Origin of the sequence: Shewanella holmiensis (assembly GCF_025370255.1) — a bacterium.
GTDB classification, from domain to species: domain Bacteria; phylum Pseudomonadota; class Gammaproteobacteria; order Enterobacterales; family Shewanellaceae; genus Shewanella; species Shewanella holmiensis.
The window spans coordinates 38,714-63,093 of the sequence record NZ_JAMTCD010000011.1 but is presented as its reverse complement, the minus strand read 5'-3'; the positions used below and the strand labels follow the sequence as shown (position 1 = coordinate 63,093).

At 41.5% G+C, this 24,380-nt stretch carries 13 protein-coding genes; 11 read left to right on the top strand and 2 right to left on the bottom strand.

Annotated elements, in window-relative coordinates; translation table 11 throughout:
- Nucleotides 1-815: 815 nt before the first annotated feature.
- The 3 genes from NE535_RS10230 to NE535_RS10220 all read left to right on the top strand — a co-directional run bounded on the left by NE535_RS10230 (nucleotide 816) and on the right by NE535_RS10220 (nucleotide 5,093).
- Nucleotides 816-4,013, top strand: a complete 3,198-nt coding sequence (locus tag NE535_RS10230) for an HD domain-containing phosphohydrolase (RefSeq protein ID WP_261298543.1) — start codon at nucleotides 816-818, stop codon at nucleotides 4,011-4,013.
- Between the two features lie 142 nt (nucleotides 4,014-4,155).
- Nucleotides 4,156-4,398, top strand: coding sequence for a hypothetical protein (locus tag NE535_RS10225; RefSeq protein ID WP_261298542.1), 243 nt, complete (start codon nucleotides 4,156-4,158; stop codon nucleotides 4,396-4,398).
- Between the two features lie 350 nt (nucleotides 4,399-4,748).
- Nucleotides 4,749-5,093 carry a hypothetical protein gene (locus tag NE535_RS10220; RefSeq protein WP_261298541.1) on the top strand — a complete coding sequence of 115 codons (345 nt, stop codon included), beginning with the start codon at nucleotides 4,749-4,751 and terminating at the stop codon, nucleotides 5,091-5,093.
- A 39-nt stretch (nucleotides 5,094-5,132) separates the two neighbouring features.
- On the opposite strand, the gene msrQ is transcribed toward NE535_RS10220, so the two are convergent.
- Both msrQ and msrP read right to left on the bottom strand, forming a co-directional pair.
- Entirely contained in the window at nucleotides 5,133-5,735 is a 603-nt protein-coding gene (gene msrQ, locus NE535_RS10215) for a protein-methionine-sulfoxide reductase heme-binding subunit MsrQ (protein WP_261298540.1), read from the bottom strand.
- Complete coding sequence (gene msrP, locus NE535_RS10210) at nucleotides 5,735-6,766, bottom strand: protein-methionine-sulfoxide reductase catalytic subunit MsrP (RefSeq protein ID WP_261298539.1); 1,032 nt, start codon at nucleotides 6,764-6,766, stop codon at nucleotides 5,735-5,737. Before msrP ends, msrQ begins: the two co-directional genes overlap by 1 nt.
- A 179-nt stretch (nucleotides 6,767-6,945) precedes the next feature.
- Here msrP and rmuC point away from each other — a divergent pair, with 179 nt between their 5' ends.
- From rmuC to recD, 8 genes are all read left to right on the top strand, one after another.
- Nucleotides 6,946-8,436, top strand: a complete 1,491-nt coding sequence (gene rmuC, locus NE535_RS10205) for a DNA recombination protein RmuC (protein ID WP_261298538.1) — start codon at nucleotides 6,946-6,948, stop codon at nucleotides 8,434-8,436.
- Between the two features lie 114 nt (nucleotides 8,437-8,550).
- Nucleotides 8,551-10,488, top strand: coding sequence for a transglycosylase SLT domain-containing protein (locus NE535_RS10200; protein WP_261298537.1), 1,938 nt, complete (start codon nucleotides 8,551-8,553; stop codon nucleotides 10,486-10,488).
- 34 nt (nucleotides 10,489-10,522) lie between these two features.
- Nucleotides 10,523-11,434 (top strand): AAA family ATPase, encoded by a 912-nt coding sequence (locus NE535_RS10195; protein ID WP_261298536.1) that lies wholly within the window; start codon nucleotides 10,523-10,525, stop codon nucleotides 11,432-11,434.
- A gap of 12 nt (nucleotides 11,435-11,446) precedes the next feature.
- The gene (locus tag NE535_RS10190) at nucleotides 11,447-12,523 is read left to right on the top strand and encodes a DUF58 domain-containing protein (protein ID WP_261298535.1); all 1,077 of its coding nucleotides are present in this window, start codon (nucleotides 11,447-11,449) and stop codon (nucleotides 12,521-12,523) included.
- Nucleotides 12,513-14,612: a transglutaminase TgpA family protein gene (locus NE535_RS10185; protein WP_261298534.1), complete on the top strand. Its 2,100-nt coding sequence runs from the start codon at nucleotides 12,513-12,515 to the stop codon at nucleotides 14,610-14,612. The genes NE535_RS10190 and NE535_RS10185 overlap by 11 nt, the downstream gene beginning before the upstream one ends.
- A gap of 237 nt (nucleotides 14,613-14,849) precedes the next feature.
- Nucleotides 14,850-18,467, top strand: coding sequence for an exodeoxyribonuclease V subunit gamma (gene recC / locus NE535_RS10180; protein WP_261298533.1), 3,618 nt, complete (start codon nucleotides 14,850-14,852; stop codon nucleotides 18,465-18,467).
- 81 nt (nucleotides 18,468-18,548) lie between these two features.
- Complete coding sequence (locus NE535_RS10175; protein WP_261298532.1) at nucleotides 18,549-22,304, top strand: UvrD-helicase domain-containing protein; 3,756 nt, start codon at nucleotides 18,549-18,551, stop codon at nucleotides 22,302-22,304.
- A 1-nt stretch (nucleotide 22,305) separates the two neighbouring features.
- On the top strand, nucleotides 22,306-24,339 hold the full coding sequence (gene recD, locus NE535_RS10170; RefSeq protein WP_261298531.1) for an exodeoxyribonuclease V subunit alpha: 2,034 nt from the start codon (nucleotides 22,306-22,308) through the stop codon (nucleotides 24,337-24,339).
- Nucleotides 24,340-24,380 lie beyond the last annotated feature (41 nt).

Below are 24,380 nucleotides of genomic sequence, written 5' to 3'. Positions count from 1 at the left end.
AGACATATGATCTGGCGACAAGGCTGCGCGATATACCGCTAAAACAAAGCTAATAATTCATTCAAAAAATACTGCTTCACCACTGTCACTTTGCATGAACCAAAAGGAACATTGTTTTGAACATTTACCTTCATGGAGCTAATGCTTTGTACAGCCTGACGTGAGCATATTACATAAGACCCCTTTAAATCATCCTTACCCGCTTAACTACCACATCACTATTCTTGATACCTTTAACTATAGCTACATATTTCTTCAAATTGACAGCATTAACAGCGAATTTCTAGTTAAGAGCTACATTGAATTTACTCAAATGCGAACTAGAACATATCTAAGTTAGAGGCCACATTTATCTTCACCTCAGCTCCCCGCTAATTATTGCTCATAATATGAATTTAGCGTCTAGAATTGACGCCATATCAAATGGCGATAATGTTCATTTCTAAGGTAAGTATCAATGGAATAACAAGAGCGATGTCTTTACTGAATTCATCATGCAGCTCTGGGTCGTCAGGTTGTTGGTTGAAACACTGTGGCTAAACCTATCAATAACCAAATCTTAATTATTTGGCGGCTTTTTATCCATCAAATAACAATCAATTTCAGCTATCTATGCAAAGTGTCAATAAACACCAATATTTCAAATTATTCGGTTTAACAGCCATCTCACGCCCCTATAAACCTTTATGGCATGGATAACTACATACCCATTTAGCTATTGATTTTATTGTTTTATTTTACATAATTCATTGACTTGTTGTCAACTTGTTATACTATTTGAACGAGTTTAGATTGCAAGCATATAGGAATAGCTGATGAACGCAGGGACAGCAGGAAAATACAAACGGTTAACGATACGGTTTACTGTTGTGAGCATTTTTATTATTGCCACCCTATTTACAGCCACTATTGCTATCGGATTACAGTTTTATTTTAGCCAACGCCTAGCAACTGAGGCTGCACTAAAGTTGTATGACCACAGTGCCAACAGCACTGGCTCATTCCTCGTGCAAGTCGATAACCAAGCCATTAATACGACACGTCTTTTGGCGCATTATAATACCTTATATGACGACAATGGTTTAACGCTGGAATCATTGAATATATTTGCCGATGTGATGGGCTCAATCCCATTTATTTACGCCATTTATATTGGTTCTAACAATGGTGATCTATTTGAATTAGTTAACCTCAATGCGCACCCAATTGTACGAGATCAACTTGGCGCATCTCATTCAGATCGTTGGGTCATTATTGATATTAAAAATGAACAAGGTAAAAAAGTGCGTAATAAGCGCTTTTATGATCATAAGTTTACTCTAAGAACAATGAACAGCGAACATGCCGAATTTAATGCAACACTTCGTCCTTGGTACATCAATGCGGTTGCAGATACTGTCACTAAAACCGAGCCTTACCTTTTTCAAAATTTACAGTCCCCAGGTATAACCTATTCGATCCCAGTATCCCAAGGTAATGCAGTATTAGGAGTGGATATTGCCTTATCTAGCCTGTCAGATTATTTAAATAGATTAGGTAAAAACACGGAAGGCGACAAAACCAAAGAAGTATTTATCTTTGAGGCTAGCGGTGATCTTATTGCCTCAAATATTGAACCCATTAATGACATGGAGATCCCTCCCTCAGTACCATTACAACTAACTGAAGCGCAACAGTCACTCATAGCGAATACTTTGCCATTGATTGCATCAAACGAGACCAACTGGCCACCGATTGATTTTACTATTGCAGGTAAGCCCCAAGGTTACAGCATAGACCTGCTCAATATTGTGGCGCAAATGACCGGATTGACCATCAAATACAATAATGGTTTTACTTGGGTTGAGTTTGTTGAGAAGTTCAAAAAGGGTGAGATAGATATCTTGCATTCCATGATGAAAATTGAAGAAAATGCCAATTTAGGTGTGTTTAGTGATCCTTTTTTGAGTTTGCCTTTTGCGGTCGTCACTCAAGATGGTGTCGGCCCTATTACCAACATAAGTGAACTTAACAACAAAAGAGTCGCAATCCCAAAGGGCTGGTCAATCACAAAAATGATTCAGCAGCACTTTCCCCGAATTGAGGTGGTCGAGTATCTATCGACTTTAGATACTTTAAAGGCCGTTAAAGAAAAACAGGTGTTTGCCACCTTAGACAACAGTATTGTGCTGCACTACACGGCAAAACATTATTTTATTGAGAATTTACAATTTCATGAAACCATTGATTACTCGCCAGTCCAAATAGAATCCGGCCTTAGCATTGTTATGCAACCTAAAAATGCACCGTTGGTTGAAATAATAAATTTAGCAATCAAAAATATTACTCCTGCGCAGTTTCAAGCTCTTCGTGATAAGTGGTTTTCTCATGGCAAAAAAAGTGCGCCAGAAATAGTTCAAGGAACCGTTCCTTACAAGCAGCTTATCGAAATAGCGGCTACCCCGAACTTGCAAAAAAAATTAAACGTACAAAAAATTGATGGCGTTGAACGATTTGTCTACGTTACTCCCTTGGGGCATGCCGCATCACAAAACGAGTATTTTGCTATTGTAGTGCCAACCAATGTGTTACTAGCATCGACACATGACAAGGTAAAAAAATCGATTTTAGTGACTGGAGTTTGTTTACTGTTGGTATTGCCACTGTCTTGGCTATTTGCTTCACCTATTATCAAGCCAATCAATTTGTTAGCGCTAGAAAATAATAAAATTAAGCATCGTCAATATGATGATGTAGTGAGAGTTGAATCTTTCATTAAAGAGATTGATGACTTAGCATACTCTATGGTGGACATGTCTGAATCAATAAAAGTACACGAGCAAAATCAAAAAGAGCTGATGGAAGCCTTTATTAAGCTCATTGCACAGGCCATTGATGATAAATCCCCTTATACCGCAGGTCACTGTAACCGGGTGCCAGAACTAGGGTTAATGCTGGCTGAACAAGCCTCAAAGTCTAAGTCACCAGCATTTAAAGATTTTAGATTTAAAAATGAAGATGAACAACGAGAATTTAGAATTGCTGCCTGGCTACATGATTGCGGTAAAATTACTACACCGGAACATATTGTCGATAAAGGCACTAAATTAGAGGTCATTTATAACCGTATTCATGAGATTAGAATGCGCTTTGAAGTGCTTTGGCGTGACGCACAAATCCATTACTACAGCCAATGCATTGCCAGTCCCAATGAACAAGAAGTACATAAATTAGAGCTAGATGTAGCCTTTATCAAGCTGACAGAAGATTTTACCTTTATAGCCAATGCCAATGTAGGCGGTGAATTTATGGATCAGGCACATATCGATAAATTAAATCAGCTAGCAAAAATACCTTGGGTTAGGCATTTCAGTGACAAGCTAGGCCTTTCACCTGTCGAAGAACTCAATTACCCTAAAGGCGAAAAATCGCTCCCTGTGACTGAGTCTTTATTGAGTAATAAACCACAACACATTATTAAGCGCGATTTTCCGGTGCATTTTGATGAAAAATTTGGCATAAAAATGGAGATCCCCGAACACCTTTATAACCAAGGTGAGCTGCACAACTTATCCATCGGGCGAGGTACACTCACCGCCGAAGACAGATTTAAGATTAATGAGCACATCACCAGTACGATTAAAATGTTAGAGAACTTACCGTTTCCGCCAGAGCTTGCTAAGGTTCCGCGTTATGCATCCACTCACCATGAAACCCTTAAGGGAACAGGATATCCGCGAAAACTGAGTGCCGAAGATCTATCAATTCCAGAGCGAATTCTAGTATTAGCGGATATATTTGAAGCCCTTACCGCAGCTGATAGACCTTATAAAAAAGCTAAGCCGATGAGTGTCGCCATTAATATTTTACACAAGATGGCATTAGATCAGCATATCGATTATGAGGTGTTTAAGTTGTTTCTCACTAGCGGCGTCTATCTTGAGTACGCCAAAAAGTTTTTAGCCCCAAGTCAGATAGATGATGTGGACATTAATCAGTATTTAAATAATGCGCCACACGATCAACAGGGTTAACGATCAAAACATTAAAATAATCGATATCAGTGCAGTAAGAATTACCATAAATATTTAACACGATATTATGATTTAGTTGTTCTATTGAAATGTATTATAAAAAGCATTTATTTCCCCCTAATGGACTAAGGAGATCATACAAATGAAAAAAATCAGCCTACTAAGCTTAATATTAATGACATCTTTAATTGGATGCAGTGAAAATGCTGAAACCACAGGACAAGCTGCCGTTGGGGCAGATAAAGATGAACATGGGTGTATCGCCTCGGCAGGTTATATGTGGTGTGCGAAAACCAATAAGTGTGAACGACCATGGGAGCTAGCTGAACAAGCGGGTTTTGAACATAATCAAAGCAATGTTGAGGCATACTGTAAGCCAGAATAGTTTACCCGAGCTTAACGGCACAATTTTAGCTTAACGCACTTACGACAACTGATCACAACAGGTTCATGATAAAGCGAACCTGTTTTTCATTGTTGGTTTGACTTTTCAAAGTTCCCCTCGCCTTTGTTTTCATTGTTAACTACACAATTCATTCGTAGCATTTACGATTAAACACACCTAAAAAAACAGCACCACCAACACATAAATTACTGATTTTAAATATTTTTACAAAAAATCATCAATATTTTTTATTGCAATAATTGAAGTAAAACCATTAATTGTGAACAAGCAAACATAATACTGCTTTAATCGGGCGTAGAATAACCAAAAATTGATTGCGGAGGGGATTTATGTGGTGGAGAGTGTTGATTATTTCAATCGCCTATTTATTAATTGGTGCGCATTTTCTTCGATTCAACCAGATTGAATTAGCCATTACTGCGGCAATGTTACCGAGCTTGATGTTTATAAAACATATCGTTGTGACCAGATTGTTACAGTTAGGTTTAGTTTTAAGCTGTATTTTTGTTTGGGGAGTATCAACGGTTGATTTTGTGCAAATGCGTATGGCAATGGATGCGCCCTGGATTAGACTGGCGTGTATTATGGGTGGCGTGATGACTTTTACTTTATTTGCAGCCTATTGCTGCAATGGCTTAACAAAACGCAACAAAGGATTACATTTATATTATTAAGCCGCAACACTAAAGATGAAGCGACTTATTTAACAACAGTTAGCCCTGCGGTAAGTATTTTGCTAGCTTTTGTTTGCGTAAATATACCAGCACCACACAAATCACTATATAAATACTGGGCTCAATAATTTCAGATTTTACTGACCAATAAAAATGAATGGGTGCCAATAAAGCCACTAGGTAAACCCAATTATGCAGTTGTTGCCAACGCTTACCCATCTTCTTTCTAACCATCATAAATGACGTTACGCTGAGCAAAAGCAAAATACTATACGCCACTGCGCCCACCAGTATATAAGGCCGCTTGATCACTTCTTCGAGCAAAAAGGCCCACGCAAACAATAAATCTAAGCTGATAAATGCTGTGATATGCAAAGTGGCGTATGCAAATACATATAAGCCTATCAGCCGCCGTGTTTGCAATAACAGCCCTTGTTTGAAGTATTTTGCCAAAGGTGAAACCAGCAACGCCGCCAGCAGGCTATTTAAAGCCCCCATACCAGTAAAATGAATAATATACTGCACAGGATCGCCACCAGCATTGTCACTTAACACTAAATAGGCCAAATACAATATCGGTAAAATAAAGGCGATGTGTAAACCGCCTTTTAACCACCACAATCCCCGTGGAGAGATTCGCATTAATAGTACTTCCTTAAATCAAGGTTTTTATATAGCCCAGCTACCTGCTCACCATAGCCATTGAACATTTGCGTTGGAATGCGTTTAGCTGAAAACAAGCCGCCCTCACCTATACTGCGTTCCGATGCCTGAGACCATCTTGGATGATCCACCTCAGGATTAACGTTGGCGTAAAACCCATATTCATGCGACGCAAGTTGATTCCAGCTAGTTGGCGGTTGCTTATCCATCACGCGAATTTTGACAATTGATTTGATACTTTTAAAACCGTATTTCCACGGTACAACTAAACGAATAGGCGCACCATTTTGCGGTGGTAAGGTTTTACCATACAAACCAATGGCAAGAAATGCCAATGGATTCATAGCCTCTTCCAAAGTTAATCCTTCTACATAAGGATAATGAATACCGCCGCCCATAAGACGATTTTTTTGCCCTGGCATTTGGTCAGGATCAAATAGCGTTTCAAATGCCACATGCGTTGCAGATGACTTTACTCCCGCTTCCTTTAATAAACTGGCTAATGAAAAACCTACCCAGGGTACAACCATAGACCAAGCTTCAACACAGCGTAAACGATAACGGCGCTCTTCTAATGCAAAGCGCTTGGTTAGGTCATCCAAATCTAAGGTAATGGGTTTATCAACCAACCCATCTATTTGCAAAGACCAAGGATTAACATTAAACCCTTGGGCATTGTCGAATGGATCCTGTTTGCTGGTGCCAAATTCATAAAAATTGTTATGACGAGTGACTTTACTTTCAGGCGTTAAGGGATCTGGGATAGCGAAGGCTGTAGGTTGCGCAAATTTCAATGGCGAAGTAGTAAATGTAGAGGGAGATTTATTGCCAAAATCAAATAAACCAGCTTGCACATAACCAGGAATACTGGCACCTAAAGCTCCGAGCCCTAAAGCTTTAACAATATTACGACGGTCTTTAAATACCGCTTCTGGGGTCACCTGATTATCTGCTAAATCCCAGGCTGACTGACGTTTGATCCCTTTGGTAAAGCGTGTGTTATGCGTCATGTTATTCCCTCGGTTAATTTGGCAAGTTATTCATAAGACAGGTTAATACGCAATAAAATTTCATTTCGATTTAAAAATAAGCTAATCAATCAAAAAAAACTAATTTGTTAATCATAATACTTGCAGGGTAAACATTGTCATGCGAACCTTATCCAGTTTCTATTTCAAAAGGTTAGGTTATGCCATTCGTTGTTGATTTCACCCCACCTCAAATTGCCGCTATGGTAGCAATTGCATTTTTAGGCTTGCTGATTGGCGCACTATTAAACCAAAGATTAACCCGTCGGCGCTGGGAACAATTAAAACAACAATATGAAGCTGAAACCACACAAACGATTATTGAACAACAGCGTTTAGTGACCCAAATTCAAGATGTGTTAGATGATAAAATTGATAATTTGAACCATCTACAATCAAAGCTTGAATCTTACATTAGCCAACTGGCCAGAGCACAGGCGCAAGTTGAGCGTATTCCTCATTTAGAGCAACAACTCGAAGACAGCAACCGCAAAGTGTTGGAGTCGCAGTTAAACCTTTCAAAATCAAATGCTATGCAACAAACCATCATAGCGAAAAGTACGGCTGAACATCAGGCACTTGAAGATAAAATCAGCTTACTTGAAACCGCTGAAGAAAGGTTAAAAATTCAATTTGAAAACCTAGCCAATCGAATATTTGATGAAAAAAGTGAAAACTTTAAGCAGCAAAATGTCACTCAAATTGATGGCGTTCTTGGGCCGTTAAAACAGCAATTAGATGGTTTTAGACAGCAAATACAACAGTCATACAATCATGAACAATCTGAGCGCAGTGCGTTAAAGCACCAGTTGAATCATTTGCGCGAGCTCAATTTGAAAATGAGCCAAGATGCCATCAACCTTACCAAAGCCCTTAAAGGTGACAATAAGCAGCAAGGTAATTGGGGCGAGGTGATCTTAGAAAGAGTATTGCAAGAAAGTGGCTTACGAGAAGGCCATGAGTACGACACCCAACAAGATTTAAAAAACGATGACGGTAAACGCTTTAAGCCCGATGTGATTGTCCACTTACCTGAAAGCAAAGATGTAGTCATTGATGCCAAAATGTCTTTAATCGCTTACGAGCGCTATTTTAACAGTGATGATGAAGACATTCGTGAACAAGCACTTAAAGATCATGCCTTATCAATGCGCCAACATATTAAAGGGCTCAGTCAAAAGGATTATCATAAATTACATGGACTAAAAAGCTTAGATTATGTGCTAATGTTTATTCCTGTCGAGCCCGCTTTTTTACTGGCAATTGAATATGATCCCAGCTTGATAAATTTTGCATTAGAGCAGAATATAATGTTAGTTAGCCCAACCAATTTACTTGTAGCATTACGCACCATTAACAATATTTGGCGCTATGAATATCAAAATCAACATGCGCAAACGATTGCGAAGCAAGCGGCTAAAATTTATGACAAATTATGCAGCCATGTTGATGACATGGAAAAACTAGGTCGGGCGCTTGAAACCGCAGATAAAAGTTACCAGCAAGCTATGGGTAAATTATCCTCGGGTAAAGGTAACTTGATTCGTCAGGCACATACCTTGCAGCGTTTAGGTGTAGATACCAGTAAACAATTAGATAAACAGTTACTCAATCGTGCCCTAGATGAGTCACTGGATAAACCAGAAGGATAATGACGCGGATTTAATCAATATTTAATGGTGTTACGGTATGAATGTTTAGTGTAAAAAAATCTAATTAAAAAAATTAATCGCAAACGATGTATTGAGGCGGAGATTCTCATTTAAATGCGTACTACATGGATCCATGCATGTTTATCAAAAATGCTAACAACTACCCTAGTTGTTTTGGTTTTACCTGCGTTATTGACTAACACTGCCAACGCTTATACCCCCGAACAACAACTTTATTTGGATACAAAAAAAGCTTTAGATTCAAAACAAATGGTTCGCTATCAACAATTAAGAACTCAACTCGGCGATTATCCTTTAGCCATTTATCTAGATTACCCTATCAAAATTGACCAAATCCTTAATATGCCGGGGGCAAAAGCCAGGCCGGCTATCGAAGAATTCAATACCATGCCGCTCTATAATTCGGCAAGATATCGCTATTTGATGAAAACTGGCAGTCAGTCGCGTTGGCAAGATTTTTTAGCTGTGTCGCCTAACTCCCCCAACGATATGCGCCTGCAGTGTTATTACCTGAGGGCCCAGTTAGCCACAGGTGATAAAAAAGCAGCCTATAAAGGCGCGGATAAACTCTGGCTTCATGGCTATTCACGCCCTAAAGAATGTGACCCTTTATTTAGCCAATGGGCAAAAGAGGGTTATCGCACTCAAGAACTTATCTGGGGACGCATGTTACTGAGCTTTAATGCCGGGCAATCTAGTCTTCTCAGCTATTTAAGCAACAAAATAACTAAGCACCGCGACGATGCTGAATTATTGCTAAAAGTATATAAAGATCCTAACACCTTAAGACACACTAAACGCTTTAGTAGCTCGCAGCCTATCGTGGCCGATATTGTCGATGCTGGGCTAAGGAAACTAGCCAGAAAAGATCTTAAGCAAGCAATCAAACTCTATGTAAAATATGACAAAGCAAATCGTTTTAAGGATGCCCAAAGCAAACAGTTAAATCATTATTTGGTCAGACGTGCATTAATCAACCAAGACGATAACCTTAAAAGTCATATTGATGGCTCTCTAGTGTCATTAGCATCGGACGAACTGTTTGAAATGCGCATGCGCTGGGCCATTCGTCAGCAAGATCTTGCCACTCTCAATACCTACCTCCCTTTACTGAGTGATCAGGCAATGACCAATTCACGCTGGCAGTATTGGCAAGCTAAAATGAATGCCGACAAGCAACAGTCAGAAAATCAATTTTTATCATTGGCTCAGCAACGTGATTTTTACGGCTTTAACGCAGCTAAACAAATCAAAAAACCTTTGTCGCTTAACGATGCTAATCTAGTGTCTGATAAAAATCTTCGAGCTAAACTCTTTGATGATGCTGGCTTGGCTCGAGTGGTTGAATTAAGAGCGCTGGATAAATTCTTAGATTCTCGCAGCGAGTGGATTTACCTCATGCGCCGTCATGATGGCCCAATGACCGCTGAATATGGTTTATATGCGCTGGAACAGGGTTGGTATGATTTAAGTGTTGAATCCAGTATTCAAGGTAAACAGTGGGATGCGCTTAACTTACGTTTTCCTAAAGCTGCCGATGCTGAATTTGTGAGTGCCAGTAAAAAATACAAAGTCGATATTAATGAGATCCGTGCAATTTCACGTCGCGAAAGCGCCTTTAACCACTACGCCACCTCGGGTGTAGGTGCGCGTGGTTTAATGCAATTAATGCCCGCCACGGCAAAACAAACGGCTAAAAAGAACAAAATTCGCTTTAATGACGTACAAGACTTATACAAGCCTCAGGTTAACGTCATGTTAGGCAGTGCTTACTATGCTGAATTATTAAAGCAATTTGATAATAACCGCGTACTGGCAACTGCGGCATATAACGCAGGTCCAGGAAGTGTTAGACGTTGGTTAAAAGTATCAAATGGCTCATTAGATGCTATCAGCTTTATTGAAACCATTCCGTTTACTGAAACCCGTGAATATGTTCAAGCTGTGTTGAGTTATAGGATGATTTACCAACAGCAAGATAATCCTAATGCCAGCATGTTTACTGACAAAGAGCTAAATTACATTTATTAAAACGATTGAATAAAATAATAACAAAGGAGTGCCAGTGTCGCATACCGTTATCACACAGCTAATAAACCAACTTGAACACATCTTGCTCGGTAAACCTTTGCAGATAAAGTTAGCTGTGGCGTGTATTTTGGCAAAGGGGCATTTGTTAATCGAAGATTTACCCGGCATGGGAAAAACCAGTTTATCCCATGCCATCGCCACTAGTTTGGGCATGAGTTATCAACGAATCCAGTTTACCAGCGACATGCTACCCGCTGATATTTTGGGGGTGTCGATTTATGATAAAACTCAGCAGCAATTTACCTTTCACAAAGGGCCTGTGTTTAATCAAATGTTATTGGCTGATGAAATTAACCGTGCCAGCCCTAAAACCCAAAGTGCTTTATTAGAGGCGATGGCGGAACAGCAAATCACTCAAGATGGCACCACCTATCCATTACCCAACCCATTTTTTGTGATCGCGACTCAAAACCCACAGGATCAATCTGGCACATTTGCCTTGCCTGAATCACAATTAGACCGGTTTATGATGCGCATCTCTATTGGTTACCCAAGCCCAGAAGCAGAAATGACCATGCTGAAAAACCAGCAGCATGGCCACAAGCAAGCACCCATTCAACAATGTATTAGTCCTAGTGATTTGTTAACACTACAAGCCGAAGTCAACCAAGTGTCCACTTCAGATGCGGTACTTAAGTATTTACTGGCGTTAGTGGAAATGTCACGCGAACAGAAACAAGCTACCGGTTTATCGCCTAGAGCCAGTTTGGCCTTATTACAAGCGGCTAAAGCCTGGGCTGTCATTGATCAGCGCAACTATCTGGTGCCAGAGGATATTCAAGCAGTATTTCATGCAGTGGCTGAGCATAGAATTAGCGCCCACAGTATTTTTCAAGGTAAAGCTTTATCTGACACCCTACTCGCCAGCGTTAACCCCATCCGTTAATGGTGATGCACTGTGTTTAGTCGTAAAGCAAAGACTAAGCCAGCTAACCAAACGAGTTGGTTAATGAGGCTTATTCCTGCCACAGCCAAGCAAAAGTGGTCGCGCTGGATAGGACGTCGTTTGCCTCCTCAAGAGAAAGTCACCTTAAGCCACAAAGGTATTTTTATCTTACCTAGTGCCTTTGGTTTGGCGTGGTTAGCATTAATTATTTTGCTGTATCTGTTTGGCACCAATTATCAAAATAACTTAGTCATCGGCCTTAGCCTGTTACTCGCCAGTGTGTTCCACACCTGTATTATTTACAGTTATAAAAATCTAGCAGGGCTGACATTTAATGCAGTCGCACCTGCCGATGCCTATGCTGAACAACCCCATACTTTTCCGATAATGCTGACCGGACATGCTAATCAAAAACGCGCCGACACCACACATCAACAAATCTGTATGCAATTTAGTGGGCAGCGCCATGTCAGGTTACAACAGACAGAAGAACAAACGATTGCAACCGTCCAATATGACAATCCACAACGCGGTTTATTGACTCCTGGGCGAATTAAAGTGTGGTCACACTTTCCCTTAGGCTTATTTAAAGCCTGGTCATATGTTGATTTAGATTTACATCAAGTGGTTTTTGCCGCGCCACTTGAATGCGATATTCATTTAACCAGCCAAGCTGCAGAAGACAATAGCGATATCAGCCACGGTAAAATTCGTCCGGGAGTTGATGATTACACGGGACTTCGCAGCTATGTGGCTGGTGAATCGTTAAAACAGGTCGCTTGGAAACAATGGGCGCAGAATAAAGGCATGCTCACTAAAGAGTTTAACGAACCCGAGGGCGCACCTGTTTGGTTATCGCTTGCTGACACCCAAGGTCATGATCTTGAACAACGTCTGAGTAAACTTAGCTGGCAAGTTAATTCTCTGGCTCGCAAAAACCAGATTTTTGGTTTGATCATTGATAATCACACCCTCAATCAAAGTTCGGGAGAAGCACATCGTATCGCCTGCCAAAAGGCGCTGGCGTTATATCGGCCAAGTTTTAATCTCCAAAGTGATAACCACTTAGGAGGTCAAAATGCAGGATAACTTTGATAGTATCATTAGCCGTAATACCTTATTTTGGTTATTGATAACCAATGTGGCAGTACTCTCACCTCAATTTGAACACGCTACCCCCTGGACTACAGCCATTTGTGCAATTTGCTTTGTTTGGCGTATGGGCATTTATTACGGCAAAGTTGCAGCTCCCCCTAAATTATTAGTGACTTCATTAGCCATCGGCGCAGCTACCACCCTAGCATTAGTATCGTCGCAAATTGGCTTACTCAATGCGTTAATCAACCTTTTGTTGTTAGGCTATGCGTTAAAGTACATTGAAATGCGCAAGTTAAGAGATGTTAAAACAGTGGTGCTCGTCGGCTACTTTATTATTGCGCTGACGTTGCTTGACCAACAAGCCATTATGAATACGGTGCACTTAACCTTAGTGGCCATTATCAATACCTGCGTGCTGGTTAGTGTATATCAGGATAACCGTAAACCGAGCGCTAATCTGCGTTTCAGCTTCAAAATTATGCTGCACAGTTTACCGCTCGCAATAGTACTATTTGTGGTATTTCCGCGCCTCGGCCCACTATGGCTTGTCCCTAGTATGAAGTCTGCCAAAACAGGGTTGTCCGATGAAATGTCGTTCGGGGATATCAGCAAGTTAACTCGTTCAGATGAACTGGCGTTTCGGGTTGGCTTTGAAAATAGCGACGGCAGTACATTAGGTCCGGCAAACGCTGATTTATATTGGCGAACTTTAGTCATGGAGAACTATGACGGCAAAACATGGCGTCAGCACCCAAGCATCAAAGAGATGCAGCGCCAGTCTTTTTACCAGCCAAGCAAAAGACCATTGCCTCAAATAGAGCCATTAGTCACTCAACCTGATGATAAACAAGCCCATCTACAAAATAGTAAACTCGACTATGTGGTGATCAGTGAACCTAGCCACCAGCGGTGGTTGTATGGATTAGATCAAGCCTTCAGTCAGGATAACAGCATTGTCGAATTACCTGATTACACTCTTTATGCAATGCGTCCGTTAGATCAACGCCAAAGCTATCGCGTAGTGTCTTATCCTAATAGTCAAATGGATACAAAATTAACCGCCAATATCCGTGATATTAATTTAACCTTGCCCGAAAACGCTAATCCACAAACCAGGCAATTAGCACAACAATTTACCCGGCAGTACCCGCAGCCCAAAGCGCGTATTAACGCAATGATGAATTATTTTAGCGAGCAAGCTTATTACTACACCTTAAGCCCCCCTGCAATTGGAAGTGAGCAAATTGACGACTTCTTATTTGAAAATCGCGCTGGGTTTTGTGCACATTATGCATCAGCCTTAGTTTATTTAGCTCGCGCAAGTGGCATACCCGCACGAATGGTAACCGGCTACCAAGGCGGCGAATACAATCCCAAAGCGGGTTATTATAGTGTTTATCAATATATGGCTCATGCGTGGACAGAAGTATGGTTTGAAGGTGAAGGCTGGCAACGATTTGACCCCACAGCAATGATTGCCCCCGAACGAATTTTAGATGGCTTTGATGCAACGTTTGATAGCCAATCAAGTTACCTAATAGACAGCCCATTTAGTACCTTACGTCTTAAACAATATCCTTGGTTAAACAACATTCGTAACCAGATCGCCAGCATGGATTACTATTGGAGTGTATGGGTATTGGGCTTTGACGAACAACGTAAACAAGCCGTATTAAAAAAAATACTGGGTGATGTTAGCACCAGTAAAATTGCCATTGCTATGCTGATTTGTATCACTATTATCTTATTGTTTATTGCTTACTTTGCCGGTTTATTTGAACGTAAGCCGAAGCCTGATCGCGTGAGTCGCCGTTACCAAGCGATCGTTCAAAAAATGATGTTAAAAGGAGCACTAGATCAAGCACAGCTGCCACCCAAAGCTTATGCTCAGGCACTATTATCCCAATGGCCGAGTTCTGCCCCCCAATGGTTGCCGTGTTTTAATCAATTTACCGACGAGTTTGTTGCTCTGAAATATCAGCCGTTAACCACTGAGCAGCACACTCAGCATTTACGCCAATTTAATCGTTTATATTGGACCTTATACCTAGCGTTATTCGCCAGTAAACCGATAAAGTAAGCTGTTTATCAGCGTTTAACATGGTCGCTAACACCCAACAAATTCAATCGTGATTAAACCGCGACTAAATGTCACCAGCCCCAAATAATAAGCAACTGTTTAATGATCACTTTTACCCTATATTTTTTTGAAATACGCCCTATTTATGTTCGATTATGTCCCCATAAACAGCTTTGTCATTGATGCCAGCCGATTAACCCCATAGAATGGCTACAGATGTTCAATTGTGAGTGCCCTATGCTGTCATTAATTCAATCTAATCAAATGGAAGTGTTGTCTGAACAACTGGCAAAAATGTTGGCAACCCCTTTGAGTAACGCCCATCTATTAACCACTGAACAAGTGTTAGTACAAAGTCCGGGGATGTCGACCTGGCTTCGACTTGAAGTGGCGAAACATAATCAAATCGCAGCAGCACTGACCTTTCCATTACCATCAAGTTTTATTTGGCAGCTTTGCCATCAATTACTGCCCAACGTGCCCAAAGAAAACGCGTTTACCAAAGCAGCGATGACATGGAAGTTGATGGATTTATTACCAAGCTTACTCAGTGATATTGATTACGCGCCTTTGCAGCATTATTTATTCAATGGTAACGCCCAGCACAGCGAAGATCATGTATCAAACCAACATGATGCGATTAAGCTCTACCAGCTTTGTAATCGAATCGCCGATATTTTTGACCAATATCTTGTTTATCGACCCGATTGGATCCAGGCATGGGAAAACAACCAACCTTTGTCTGAGCTAAATGCGCAACTTCAATTAGACCCCAATCAGTTATGGCAACCCAAACTCTGGCGAGCATTAGTGGATTACAACCACCATACCTTACAGGCAAGCCAATACCACAGGGCTAATTTACATCAATCATTACTCGATGCGCTTGCCGAGCCAGCTACCGATATCAGCATGCTACCTAGCCGTTTGTTTGTATTTGGTATTTCGTCAATGCCGCCCCAAACATTAGAAGTGATTAATGCGCTGGCACAACGTATTGAAGTGGTAATGCTTGCCTTAAGTCCTTGTCAGCACTACTGGGGGGATATCATTGACCCAAAAGTCAGAGCAAGAATGGCACTCAAATACACTCATAAAAAACAGTTAGCCGAAAATTGGGAAGATAAACTAGAGGTAGGTAACCCATTATTAGCCAATAATGGCAAAATGGGGCGTGAGTTATTAGATTTACTGCTCAGTTTACCCCCCGAAAACACCAATTTTAATTACGATTGTTATGTTGAGCCAACGCCCGATAACCTTTTACACGGCGTGCAATACGACATTTTACAAATGGAAACCCTAGGCCAAGCTTTGGGGCCTGATGCTGAGCTATACCAACAAATAGACCTACGTCGCCCCCTAGAGCCTACAGATGATTCAATTACGCTTCGCAGTTGCCACAGTCCATTGCGAGAAGTGGAAACCCTACATGATCACCTCGCAAGTTTATTTGATGCTCACCCAGAATTAACACCCAAAGACATTGTTGTGATGATGCCGGATGTTGCAGCATACGCGCCTTATATCGATGCGGTATTTGGCACGGTTAACAGCCAATATTATTCAAGTTTTCAGCGGGCCAATAAAGGCCCACAGCAACAGCCTATTCCCTATGCCATTGCCGATCGCGGCGCAGCACAAGAATCACCATTAATTAATAGCTTTTTAACCTTATTGAACATTAACCAAAGTCGGTTTGGGTTAACGGAAGTGTTGTCTATTTTAGAGGTGCCAGCAATTTTAAGGCGTTTTGAATTAGATGAAGATGACTTTGAAATTATAAAGCGCTGGCTCGATCATGCCAATGTTCGCTGGGGACGGGATGAACATAGCCGCAGCCAGTTAGGATTGCCAGCATTTAACCAAAACTCCTGGGCTTTTGGTGTTAAGCGACTAATACTGGGTTACGCACTGAATGATGAGTCGCCAATGTACCAAGGCACCCTTCCCGTCAGCGGCGTTGAAGGCCAATCAGCACAAGCATTAGGCAAGTTGCTTAATTTTTTAGAAGCCATTGATGAACATACTCAAGGCTTTATAAATGCCTGCTCAACCACAGAGCGCTTGCAACAAATTAATCAATTAATAGAAGACTTTTATAAAACTAACGACGACGAGCAAAGCCAAATATTAACCATCAGAAATGCGCTTGCATCCTTATCAGAAGAACTCACCGAAGCAGGCCATCAAGGTCAGCTGAATATAGAAGTATTGAAACAATGGTTTAACCAAACCTTGAATGATTCCCGTGTGGGTCAGCGCTATCTTGCCGGCAGCATTAATTTTTGTACTCTGATGCCAATGCGCTCAATCCCTTTCAAAGTAGTGTGCTTATTAGGCATGAACGATGGTGTTTACCCCAGAGTACAGCACCCAGTTGGCTTTGACTTAATGGCTCACTTTGGCGCCCAAAAAGGCGACCGTTCACGCAGATTAGATGACAGATACCTTTTTTTAGAAGCTCTTTTGTCTGCTCGCGAACAACTTTATATTAGCTATATTGGCCATAGCGAACGCGATAATGCCGAGCGTATCCCTTCAATGCTCATTGCTGAATTAGTCGAGTTTTGTCAAATGAGCTACTTACCCGCCCACTTGGAAGTGAAATCGTTAACCTTTGATGACATTGAACTTATCGAGCAAGCCGTCAGTGAACAGTTGATCCAAGCACACCCCTTGCAACCATTTGACCATAAACTATTTACCCCAAACAATCCGATGCAAAGTTACCATCAGCAATGGTGCCCTCCCGCATTAGATCAGGTTTATGATAAGCGCTTTTTTAATCCGCAAAAGCCACTATTTGTTGAGCAAGCAGACAATGCTACCAGCACACCTATTGAAGATAATACTGAGCTTGAATTATCGGCCTTGATCCGATTTTTCCGCAACCCAGCACAGTTTTTCTTTAATCGCAGTTTAAAAGTCGATTTAAACCTAAATCTGCAAGCGGATGATAACGACGAACCATTTAATCTTGATGGCCTAGGGCGTTATAAGTTGCAATCTAGCCTAATAGATTCCGCGCTTAATCAAACGAATAATGATGTAGATATTGAATTATTAACTGAGCTAAAAGCCAGTGGCGGCCTACCTATGGCCCCTTTTGATGATATTTTACTATCTCAATATCAACGTGATATTGCGCCTTTAATAAACCGACTGCATTTTTTACAAAATGATCAACAAAGCGATTCTGTGAATATTGATTTAACGGTTAGGTTTAGCATACCTAAGCGAACTAATAAGCACGAAGTTAACCTAAGTGAATTGGACGAAAGAGAAATAAACCTTGTCGGTCGTATCGATGATGTTAGCCCAAAAGGACTGGTAAATTATCGCCCTGGTACCGCACACGGCAGAGATTTAATTCAATGTTATATCCGTCATTTGTGTTTAAATGCGCAGGGAGTAATGAAACACAGTTACCTGCTTGATATGGGACATTTTCATTGTTTTGCGCCTATCAACGCCAATCATGCCCTCGAAAAGCTCTGCCAATTTGTTCAAGCGTTTGTTAATGGTCAACAGCAACCTTTATGCTTTGCGCCCCGCACCGCCTGGATGTATGCCCAAACGGATGGCTGCCACAATGAGAAATTATTTGGCGCGCAAAAACAATGGCGTGATGAACAAACTCAATTAGGTGAAGGGTTTGAGCCTCATCATCAACGCTTGTTTACGTTTCCCGATGATTTTAGCGAGCAAACATTTGGTGTATTAGTTCAAAGCCTACTGCAACCAATGGTGAGCTTATACCACAAAGGCAAACTCAGTGAATTAGATGACTTTGTCAGTGATGATGCCGTTAACCAGCATGCCACTGAAATCGCAAAAACGATGGATTTATAATGGCATACTTCGCTGCTTTATCGACTAATCTAACATTTTGCCAATGGCCATTACCCTGTATTGGAGCAAAACGCACTGCTTATGAATAATGCCAAACCAGCTAATATAACCGTTTCAGCACTGGATGCGCTTCATTTGCCATTTAGCGGAACCAGCTTAATAGAAGCCAGTGCCGGTACAGGAAAAACCTACACTATATCAGGCTTATATTTACGTTTATTGTTAGGTCATGGTGGTCAGCCCCCCCTACTCTGTGAACAAATATTAGTGGTCACCTTTACCAATGCCGCGACCGAAGAATTGCGTGATAGGATCCGTAAACGTATTCAGATTGCTTACAAACGTTTTTTAGGCGTCGCAACGCAAGACCATTTTGTTGAGCAACTTTATGCTGATATCCCACCAAGTGAGCGCGCCATTGGGTTGAAACGCCTTGATTTGGCACTTAAATCCCTAGATGAAGGTGCCATTTTTACTATTCATGGATTTTGTCAGCGTATTCTTGCCGATATGGCATTCGAATCATCACTGCTATTTGAATCAGAATTTACTTTAGATGACAGCGAATACTTGCACCACGCGGTGCGTGATTTTTGGCGTGAAGCCTGTTACCCACTCCCCTTGTTGCTAGCCCAACAAATCAGTAATACCTTTGGTGAGCCCGAAAAATTAGCCCAAAAGGTACGCGTACTGCTGGGAGCAAGCCAGGCAACACCTTCTGATACACCACAAGAATTTATCAGCCTGTCTGAGTCGTTAATTCAAAGTTTACAGCGCTTTAAGCTGCGCTGGCCTGCCGAGCAAGAGGCCACCTTTGCCCTATTGAATGAACTGCCATTGAATGGCCAGCGATTCGGCAAAAAAACCGATGGTTATCCCAAGCTACAACAATTGTTTGATGAATTAAGCAACTGGGTAAGTTATGGCCAGGGCCTACCGCCGCAAAAACCGATGGAATGTCTGGCATTATCAGCACTAAAACTCAATAAAGGTGGCGAAATCCCATCGGCAACCGATGCCCCATTACTCGATCATATTGAACGATTGGCGACCTTAATCGATGAGGTGATCCCCGCATTTTTAGTCAGGGCTCAAGCGGGGATTAAACAGCGTTTTATGGCGCAAAAACAGCAACGTAATTTGATGACGCCGGACGATCTATTAACAAGTCTTGCAAAGGCTCTTGAAAACAATGCCGATACACTGCCAACCGCTATCGCAAAGCGTTTCCCCATTGCATTAATTGATGAGTTTCAAGATACCGACCCATTACAATTTCAAATTTTCAGCAGCGTCTATCAAACGCCCGACTTATCGGCGATAACGGGGCGTGATGCACAAAACGTGATTGAACAATCAGAGCATCAATCGGCATTAGGTATGTTGATGATTGGCGATCCTAAACAAGCAATTTATGCTTTTCGTGGCGCGGATATCTTCACTTATATTAACGCCCGCAAGCACACCCAAGCACATTATCATCTTGATACGAATTATCGTTCATCAGCGCAATTAGTCGATGGTGTTAATCAATTATTCAAGCAACACGATGATCCTTTTATCAGCGATGCCATTCCCTATGATGCAGTAAAAACCCCTGAGTCAGCGCGCAATAAAGTATTACTTGAAGCCACTGAGCAGACTGCCGCATTGAGAATAAAGTTACTCAAAGAGTCACCAGAAAACGGTCTTAATAAAGCCACCGCAAGGCAAATTCTTGCCAATGATACAGCTGCTGAAATCACCAGACTACTGACCGAAGCACAATCAGGTCTTTGTCGTATTAATGGTGAGGCCTTAATCGCTAAAAACATTGCAGTATTAGTCCGTGATCGTAACGAAGCAGCAGTGGTGAAAGCGGCATTGAGTGCCCGAAATATTGGCGCGGTATTTCTCAGCCGAGACAGCGTATTTGATACAATAGAAGCCCGAGAAATGGCCCTCATTTTACGAGCACTTGCCAACCCTAAAGATGAGCGAGCTATTCGCGCGGCACTTGCTACGGAACTGATGGGATATAACGCCAATCATATTCACCAATTTAATCAAGATGAAGCCCTGCGCCAAAAAGTGCTGGATTTATTTAATCATTGGCATCAGTTTTGGCTATCAAGCGGCATTATGCCCGCTTTACTTTGCTTAGCGAATGACACCCGTTTAGTGCATCGACTGCTTGCAAAACCCACCAACAAGGTTAACGATAGCAGCAATACTGCACCACCACTGGCTGAGTTGGCTGCTGGCTCTGCCGATGAAGATGAATTTATCAGCATCAGTGCCTCGGGTGAGCGCCGCTTAACTGATTTTCGCCACCTTGGTGAGTTATTACAACAAAAAGCCACCGAACTGGATGGCAGCAGCGCATTAATAAACTGGTTTGAACAACAACTACTGGGTAATCAAGGTCAAGACGAGCAACAGCTACGTTTAGAAAGCGAGCAAAACCTGGTGCAAATCGTCACCATTCATAAATCTAAAGGACTTGAGTATCCTATTTGTTTTGTGCCATTTATTAGTTTAGCCCGTGGTTCAAATCGTCGCCCTGAACCTATGCTGTATCACAATAATGGCCAATTAATTTGGGATATTCATGGCAGTGACGAGGGCTGGGAACAATACAAGCGTGAAGCTCTGGCTGAAGATTTACGCCTACTTTATGTGGCCCTAACCCGTCCGGTTTATGCGTGTTACTTATACATTGCCAATCAATCACGCATGTTAAAAGCTGGGATCAGTTCTCAATTACATGAAACTGGCATCGGCTATTTATTGGGGATCACTGACAAAAGTTGCGATGGCGAACACATGGCTACAAAAGTGGCTCAACTTGCCACAATGAATGCGATTAGCGTTGAAACAGTCGCCGAGAATATTGACACTAAGGCATTAAGTGATAATCAAGACCCCCTGCAAACCTTTGTGGCAAAAAACAGCAACAGAAAATTAGGCTTACCTTGGCGAGTCGGCAGTTATTCTGGGTTGGTCAAGCGCCTTCCCCATGAAAAAACCGTTCCAGGTGCTGACGATGAAGATTTTAGTGAAGAGATACTGGCTGAAATTGACCCCAACACAACTCAAATATTAGACCGATTTAGTTTTGAGCGCGGTGCAAACGCGGGTAGTTTTATGCATTTAGTGCTGGAACTGTTTGATTTCACTCAAGCTGAAACCGAATTACAGCCTGCATTAATTAAAGCCATGCAGCAATACGGATTTGATCCACAACTTTGGTTAGCGCCATTAATGCGTTGGTATCAGGAAATTCTTGCGACACCGTTAATAAAGCCTGATCAATCTCAGGTGTGTTTACAACAATTATCACCGCAACACACCTTAGTTGAAATGGAGTTTTATCTGCCAATTAATCAACTACACGCCGCAAAGCTTAATAATTTATTAGGCCAATATGGCTATGTTAATGATTTTAGTTTTGACACCCTCAAAGGCATGTTAAAAGGCTTTATCGATTTAACCTTCGAACATCAGGGGCAATTCTTTATCGCCGATTATAAATCAAACCATTTAGGGCATCAGCTGCAAGATTACAACCATAATGCCATGGCCCAAGCCATTAACAGCCATAGATATAATTTACAGTACATACTTTACACCTTAGCATTACACCGTTATTTAAGACTGCGTATGCCTAATTATGATTACCATCAGCACATTGGTGGATGTTTTTATTTATTCTTGCGTGGCATGAGCCCTGAGGCTGTCGGTGCTGGGGTGTTTTTTGATAAGCCTGATGCACAATTAATTGAACAACTTGATGCGCTATTCTCACAAGCTGTTAGTGATGAGCATGCCCTAGACGTTGAAATGGAGCAGGCATAATATGTTAACCACGACTCATCCAATGCAATTTTTACTGAAAAAATGGCAAGACGCAAAATTAATCACCGCATTAGATAGGCATTTTGCCCTTGAGCTAGCCGCAATTGAGCATATTAATCCAGTAGATGAACGCTACCCTTTATTCTTATTAATTTGCACTTTACTCAGCCAGCAATTATCCAGCCAACACAGTTGCCTAGTATTGAACAATATTGTGCTAGACAACCCTATGGCTGAAGATATTGGCACACATCCTTTTGCAATAGCCACGGTTTCCTCCTGCCAAATTCAGCAAAGTCATGCTGAGTTGATTACTCAGATCAGAACATTTAATGCCATTGGGCAGCCTGGGGACAATACCCCAATGATTATTGAGTTTGATAGGCTCTATCTGAATAAATACTATTTTTTTGAAACCCAGGTCGCGCACAAACTACTGCAGTTAACCCAAGTAAATATTACTGTCGACAATCCATTATTGCCCGGTTATTTGGATGCTTTATTTCCACCAGAACCTCATAATCTCGGCCAATTTGATTGGCAAAAAATTGCAACGGCAACCGCATTAACCAAAGCCCTTGCGGTGATTACGGGTGGCCCTGGAACAGGTAAAACTACCACGGTAACCAAATTATTGCTGCTGTTACTGACGCAGCAGAATATGACCATCAGGTTAGTCGCACCGACGGGTAAAGCGGCGGCGAGATTAAGTGAGTCGATTAAAGCCTCTAAAAACCGTCTAAGACAAAGTCTTGTTGCAAACAACCAACCCCAAGCCTTATTAGCAGCATTAGAAGCGATCCCCGAAGAAGCTGCAACGCTGCACAGATTATTAGGGGTTATTCCACATTCTCATCATTTTCGGCATAACAAAGATAACCCTTTACGCCTTGACTTACTGGTGATAGATGAAGCATCTATGGTCGATTTACCTATGATGTATAAACTACTGAGTGCTTTACCTAGTCATGCAAGATTAATTTTATTAGGCGATCAAGACCAGCTTGCATCTGTTGAGGCAGGTGCTGTGCTAGCCGATATTTGTCAAGGCTTACAGGTTTCAACATCAATTGAAAAAACGAGCGACGCTTCACCCTGGCGTATGCGTTATAGCCCACAACAAGCAGACAACATCCAACGCTTAACCCAACAAGATGTCAGTCAGTATATTGATAATAAGAGCCTATTTGGTGACAGCTTATGTATTTTAATGCATAGCCACCGTTTTAAAGGAGATGCGGGAATTGGTCAATTGGCCCATGCCGTAAATGGCACCGACATAATGAAAATACGTCAGGTTTGGCAGCATGGTTATAATGAACTGAATTGGTTTGAGCATCAAATCAATGCCAACCAAGACAACTTAGGTAAGCAACAATTATTAGCCTTATCGGTGAGTGCTTATCAACCCTATTTGCAGATGATCCACTTCAATCAGGGCGTATTTGCCGACAATCTACCCAATACCGCCGTTTATGGTGCCGAGCAGATTATTGAGCAATATAATCAATATCGTATGTTATGCGCAACGCGTGCTTCTGAATACGGTGTTGAAGGCATGAACATTGCCATCACCGATAGTTTACGTCAGGCGCAGCTTATCGAACCTAAGCAGGAATTTTATCTTGGTCGTCCCATTATTATCCAAAATAATGATTACAACTTAGGTTTATTCAACGGGGATATCGGCTTAATTTTACAGGATCAACACAATCCCAAACGCCTTATGGCGCATTTTATTCAAGCTGACGGCAGTTTATTAAAAGTGTTACCTGCAAGATTGCCTAAACACGACACTTGCTTCGCCATGACAGTACATAAATCGCAAGGCAGTGAGTTTGATCAAGTCAGCTTTGTACTGCCACCTCGCCCCAGTATTGCGCAGTGGCAATTACTAACCAAAGAATTAGTTTATACCGCCATCACCCGTGCTAAAAATCATTTCTACTGTTTAGGCAGTGCTCCGGTGTTTGAGCGGGCAGCAAAACAAGTGACCACCCGAGCATCGGGATTAGCATTGCGATTGTGGCACTAAATTAAGTCATGGTGAACTAATGTTAACGGACGCTATTGGTG